The organism is Peptoniphilus sp. oral taxon 386 str. F0131, assembly GCF_000090945.1.
In the GTDB taxonomy this organism is placed as follows: Bacteria; Bacillota; Clostridia; order Tissierellales; family Peptoniphilaceae; genus Anaerosphaera; species Anaerosphaera mikwangii.
Map to the genome: position 1 here is coordinate 63,881 of NZ_GL349423.1, position 6,495 is coordinate 70,375.

5 protein-coding genes are annotated in these 6,495 nt (G+C 31.0%); all 5 read left to right on the forward strand.

Going from position 1 to position 6,495, the window contains the following annotated elements; translation table 11 throughout:
* Positions 1-845: S1 RNA-binding domain-containing protein (locus HMPREF0629_RS07405; RefSeq protein WP_255263845.1), on the forward strand; the 845-nt coding region annotated here is incomplete at its 5' end.
* A gap of 1 nt (position 846) precedes the next feature.
* Positions 847-2,409 carry a 23S rRNA (uracil(1939)-C(5))-methyltransferase RlmD gene (rlmD, locus tag HMPREF0629_RS07410; protein WP_009222688.1) on the forward strand — a complete coding sequence of 521 codons (1,563 nt, stop codon included), beginning with the start codon at positions 847-849 and terminating at the stop codon, positions 2,407-2,409.
* Between the two features lie 637 nt (positions 2,410-3,046).
* Entirely contained in the window at positions 3,047-3,907 is an 861-nt protein-coding gene (locus tag HMPREF0629_RS07415; protein WP_009222690.1) for a KilA-N domain-containing protein, read from the forward strand.
* Entirely contained in the window at positions 3,888-5,330 is a 1,443-nt protein-coding gene (locus HMPREF0629_RS07420; RefSeq protein ID WP_218015382.1) for an Eco57I restriction-modification methylase domain-containing protein, read from the forward strand. Before HMPREF0629_RS07415 ends, HMPREF0629_RS07420 begins: the two co-directional genes overlap by 20 nt.
* 10 nt (positions 5,331-5,340) lie before the next feature.
* Positions 5,341-6,495: ATP-binding protein (locus HMPREF0629_RS07425; RefSeq protein ID WP_009222692.1), on the forward strand; the 1,155-nt coding region annotated here is incomplete at its 3' end.

Genomic DNA, 6,495 nt, shown 5'->3' on the forward strand with positions numbered 1-6,495 from the left:
GTAAAAGAAATTGTGAGGAATATGGAATGAAACTTGGAAGATGTGAACTTGAAGTAAAAAAAGTATTGAAGAAAGAAATTATTCTTACGAATGGTAAAGAAGATATAAAGTTAAAAGAGTTTGATGACAAGTTGAAAGTCGGAGAAAAATTAAACGTATTTATATATGACAGTTCAAAGGATAATAGAGTAGCGACAATTCAAAAAACATTGTTAGATGTGGGAGAAGTTGCAAAATTAAAAATTGCAGACAAGACAAAATTTGGCTATTTTGTGGATATTGGTCTTGATAAAGATATATTTTTGCCATATCAGGAAACTATAGGCAGAGTTGATATACATCAATCATACTTGATGCAGTTATACATTGACAGATCCGACAGATTATGTGTAACAATGAAAATAAAAGATAAACTCTCAATGAATGATGAATTTAAGGTAAATGACATAGTTAAGGGAACTATTTATGAAATAGACTCAAAAGGAGCTCATGTTGCAATAAATGATAAATATGACGGAATGATTTTGAAAGAAGAGCTTAAGGGAATATACCGAGTTGGAGAAGAAGTTGAAACCAGAATCCAAAGAATATTAAAAGACGGTAGAATAACTTTGACACTTAGACAAAAAGCTTATAAGCAAATGCACTATGATGCAGAAATGCTACTTGAGCTCATTGAAGATAACGGAGGAGTTTTAAATCTTGGAGATAAGTCGGATCCGGAGCTTATAAAAGAAGTAACAGGACTTACAAAATCTGCATTTAAAAGAGCTGAGGGCTCATTATATAAAGATAAATTAGTTGAACTGTATCCTGAAAAAATTGTGCTGAAGGTAAATAAATAAAATGGAATTTTTAATAAGAGATTTTGACTTTAAAGGCAGAGGATTTGCAAAATATAATGAAAAAGCGGTGTTTTTGGACGGAGGAGTAATAGGAGATAAAGTACTTGCAGAGATAGTTGAAGACAAGAAAAAATACTCTATAGCAAAAATATCAAAGATACTTGAACCTTCGCCATACAGAGTCAAATCAAAATGTCCATATATAAGAAAATGTGGCGGCTGTGACTTTTTAGAATATGACTATGAAAAACAACTGGAATGGAAAAAAGAAAAAGTTAATAATGATATGCTTCGAATTGGAAATATAGAATGTAAAGTGGAAAATACTATTGGAATGCAATATCCATATTACTATAGAAATAATATTCAGTTAAAAGTGGTAGATGGTAAAATAGGATATTTTTCTAAAAATTCGAAAGATTTAATTTCAATTAAACATTGCTTAATTGCAGGAAAAGAGATAAATAGAGCAATAGAAATTTTAAAAAATTGGAAGGGTTTAAACAGCGTTGACAGTATAATTATAAGACAAAATAAACTTGGAGAATTATTTATAGTTCTCGTTACAAAGTCCGAAATAAAGAAAGTAAATCAACTTCTATCAGAACTGCTTGAACTTAAAATTTGCGGAATATTTGAAAATAAAAATACATTGAATAAATTCAGATTTGGCAGAGAATTTAAGAAGTTATATGGTGAAGACTATTTAACAGATGAGCTTTGCGGTTTTAAATTCAAGCTTTCTCCCGTTTCATTTTTTCAAGTAAATACAACTCAAACAGAAAAGCTATATCAAGAAGCAATTGATTATCTTGAAATTAATAAGCAAGATATAATTTTTGACTTATACTGTGGAATAGGAACAATATCGCTATTTGCAGCAAGAAATGCCAAGAAAGTTATTGGTGTAGAGATAGTTGAAAATGCAATTGAAGATGCAAGGAAAAATGCAGAATTTAATTCGGTAGATAATGTGAGATTTATATGCGGGAAATCTGAAGAAATACTTGAAAAGTTGTTGGATGAAGAAAAAATAATACCGAATAAAATAATATTGGATCCGCCTCGAGCAGGATTAGATGAAAAATTAATAAAAAAACTACTTGAAATTATGCCGGAGAAAATATCATATATATCCTGTAATTCATCAACGCAAGCACGAGATTTGAAACTATTAAAAGAAAAATATAAAATAGAAAAAATTCAGCCTGTTGATATGTTTTGCAATAGCGTTCATGTTGAGACGGTTGTCTATCTTTCCAAACTTAAATCTGATGAACATGTCAAGGTTGAGGTGAATATGAGCGAGTTCGAGCCGACAGGCTCAGAACGGCGTAAATTTGGGACTTACGAGGAAATCAAGAAGTATATCTTGGACAAGTACGGCTTCAAAGTTCCCACGCTCTATATTTCTCAAATCAAGCAAAAGTGCGGACTTGAGCTTGGAGAAAATTACAGTAAATCCAAGAAAGACAACAACAAAGTGCCGGAGTGTCCGAAAGAAAAAGAAGAGGTTATCATGGATGTACTGAAGCATTTTGGGATGATAGTGCAGGAGGGATAAGAAAATGACTAAGATGGAAAATGTCTAACTGACAGTATTGTGTCTCATCAGGGATGGAGACAGGATGTTTCTTCAGAATAGAGTGAAAAATGACTAGCAGGGATATACGCTCTCAGGCGGTCATGTGGAATCGAGAGAATCTTTCGTTGATGTGGTAGTGAAATAAAAGAAGAAACAGGGTTGGATATCAAGAATCCGCGTTTTGTAGGTGTGAAGCAATTTCCAATCAATGAGGGTGAATATGTTGTTCTTCATCTGGTCGATGGTCGTACATGGACAGTTTCAATTAAACGAGGAATTGACAGATGTTCTTATGTATTACAATGATGTGTTGCTTTGTTATGGAATATCAGTAGAAGAACTAAAAGGGTCATACACTAGTAAGTTTGAAAAGAATATGAAACGTTGGTAAACATAATATTCATGAGGAGAGTATCAAATTAGACACAGCAACAGACGTCACTTGCGGGTTTCGTGTCATAATAATGACACAGGCAAATAGTCGAGTAAATACAAGGGTTTTAGAGCTTCTACCAAAGTTTAAAATCAAAAAAATGAATCGTTGGTGTGCTGTTTAGAGCAGTTATTACGAAAATAAGTGTTGTAGACAGTACATCAGCATAAAGGAGGAACTCACATGTCTAAGGTGAAAAAAGACACGATTGAAGCAAAAGGTTTTGCTATTCAAATTTATACTGAAGACTTTAAAAATGACTATATAAGTTTAACGGATATTGCAAGATACAAAAATGTGCATGAACCTAAAGATGTTGTTAAAAACTGGCTAAGAGTAAGAGATACAATTGAATTCCTTGGTCTCTGGGAGACTATTCACAATCCTAATTTTAAAGGGGTCGAATTCGACTCCTTTAGAAAGGAAGCAGGAACAAATGCATTCACATTATCGCCTCAAAGATGGATTGAAAATACAAATGCGATCGGTATTGTTTCTAAATCTGGGAGAGGCGGAGGAACGTTCGCTCATCCTGATATAGCAATGGAATTTGCTTCATGGATTTCAGCAGAGTTTAAGCTCTATTTAATCCAAGATTACAAAAGGCTTAAGTCAGATGAAAATTCTAAGCTATCATTATGTTGGAATTTGAATAGAGAAATTTCTAAGATTAACTATAAAATCCATACATATGCAATCAAAGAATATCTATTAAAGGATCTTACCAACGAACAGTTATCCTATAAATATGCAAGTGAAGCAGATATGCTCAATGTTGCCTTATTTAACAAGCGAGCAAAACAGTGGCGTGAAGAAAATCCAGATTTGAAAGGCAATATGAGAGATTATGCAAGTCTGAATGAGTTACTGGTGCTTGCCAATATGGAAAGTTATAATGCAATTCTTATTGGAAAAGGTATGGAACAAAAAGAAAGAATGATAGAACTTAGAAAGCTTGCGAGAACTCAAATTGTGTCCTTGGAAAAATTAAATAAGAAATCAATAAAAAAACTGGAGTATTTCGATGATGAAAAAAACAAATGAAAAAAAAATAGCGAATAAATGTCAAATTTTTACTCCCACAAATTATGTTAAAGAGTTACTGGACTCTGTTGGTTATCATAAAAATATAGTAAATAAAACAATATTAGAAAATTCTTGTGGTGATGGCAATATACTTGTTGAAATAGTTAATAGGTACATTGAAGAAGCAATAGAACTTAAATTTTCTAATAAAAAAATAAAAAAAGGTTTAGAAAACAATATTTTTGGATTTGAAATTGACAAAAATCAATTTGAAAAGTGTATTTGTAACTTGAATTTACTTGTAAAAAAAAATGGGATACAGGATGTTGAATGGAAAATCTATAATGAAGATTATTTAAAAAGTGAGGTAAATATACAATTTGATTTTATAGTGGGTAATCCTCCATATATAACTTACAGTAATTTATCTCAAGAGGAAAGAACATTTATTAAGGATAAATATGAAACTTGCAGACAAGGAAAATTTGATTATTGCTATGCATTTATAGAACATAGTATTAAGTCATTATCAAGTGAAGGAAAAATGTCTTATTTAATACCTAGTAGTATTTTTAAAACTGTTTTTGGAAATAAGCTTAGAGAATTTATGGTTCAGTATATTGTTGAAATAAAAGATTATACAAAAGAAAAAATATTCGATAATGCGTTGGTAAAGTCAGCAATTATAATAGTAGATAAAAAGGATTGTAGTGAAAAAATCAAATATATAAATATGAGTAATGATAGTGGGTTATATATTTGTAAAAAAACAATTAGAAAGAAATGGGTTTTTTCTAATGAATTTAACATTGGTAAGAAACGGTTTGGAGATTATTTCAAAGTATCTCACGTGGTAGCAACCTTGTTGAATAAAGCGTATGTAATTAATGAAGATATGTACGATGAGGTAGATGAATACTATAAGGTTGGAAAATTTATGATCGAAAAGGATGCAATTATGCCAACTGCAACACCAAGAAATATGAGATATGGTAAAGAGGAAAAAATTATTTTTCCTTATAAGTATATTAATAATCAATTAATAAAATATACAGAAAAAGAATTTAAAAACTTATATCCTGGGGCTTTTTCTTACTTAACAAAATTCAAAGAAGACTTAATAAAAAGGAAATCAGATAAAAAATCAAAGTGGTTTGAGTACGGAAGAACGCAAGCACTTTTAGGAATTAAGTGTGAAAAATTACTTATATCAACTATCATTACAGATAAAGTCGCTGTATATAGACTAGATGAGGCATGTATTCCATATGCAGGGATGTACATTTCTTTGAGAGATGAACATCAGGAATATAATTTGGGTTTTGCAAAAGAAATTCTTGAAAGTGAAAATTTTATGGAATATGTAAAGAAAGTGGGGATAAATATTAGCGGAAGTTCATTGAGAATTACATCAAAGGATATTGAAGAATTTAATTTTTAACGGAGGAAGTATGGAATATCTTAAATACAGTATTGAAGATAGTACAATTGCAGAACTTTTAGGTGTACAAAACTTTTCCAATGATGAGGCTGCAGTTTTAGAATTAGTTAAAAATGCATATGATGTGGGGGCGTCGGTTGTCAAATTAGAATTTGTAGATAAAACAACTCTGAAAATAATTGATGATGGAGATGGTATGGATTCAGAGGATATAAAGAAACACTGGATGCATATTGGGAAAAGCAATAAAGGATATAATTTTATTGATACGAATAATAATGTTAGGGTGCAAGCCGGAGCTAAAGGAGTAGGTAGGTTTGCCCTATCAAGATTAGGCAAGAATATACAATTATATAGTAAAAAAGAACAAAAAGATGGAATTGTTTGGAAAACAGATTGGAATAAATCTACCTTAGATTTAGATTCTAGCATAGATAATAAAGGCACTTGTATAGTAATAAACAATCTTAGAGAAAAATGGACTCCTAAGAGGATTGAAAAATTAAATGAGTACTTAGAGAAAACGTATAATGATACAGCTATGAAGATACGAATTATAGCTAATGAATATGATAAATTTGTGAAGTTGCATTTTCCAAAACCTGAACCGGGGAAAAATTGCAGAGCGAATATTATCCTCAAACATAATAAAGGAATGTTATATGTGTCTGTATTTTCAGACGAATTTTCTAATGATGCTATTAAATATTGTCCGGAAGTAGATATAAAAACATATAATAGTGAAATCAACATTTTAGATGAATTTGAAGGTAATGAAATTTATGAGAGGGGACGCAAAGAATTATCTTCTGAATTAGATAAACTTGGAGAGTTTTCTGCAAACCTATTTTTCAATCTTAATGTAACAAAGCATGACAAAGAAAAATTTCTATATAAGTATCTAAGTACAGATGAAAGTGTCGATAGTGGTGTGATTCTTTATAGAAATGCTTTTAGCATATCATCGTTTGAAGGAGAAAAAGATTGGCTGGGTTTAGGAAAAAGATCAAGAAAATCCCCCGCAGCTGCGTCGCATCCTACAGGTGCTTGGCGAGTTAGAGAAAATCAAGTATCGGGTTATGTATTGATTGATAAGCAACAAAATATAGTATTGCAAGATCTTATGAATAGACAAGGATTGGATGAAAATATATCCTATCAATTA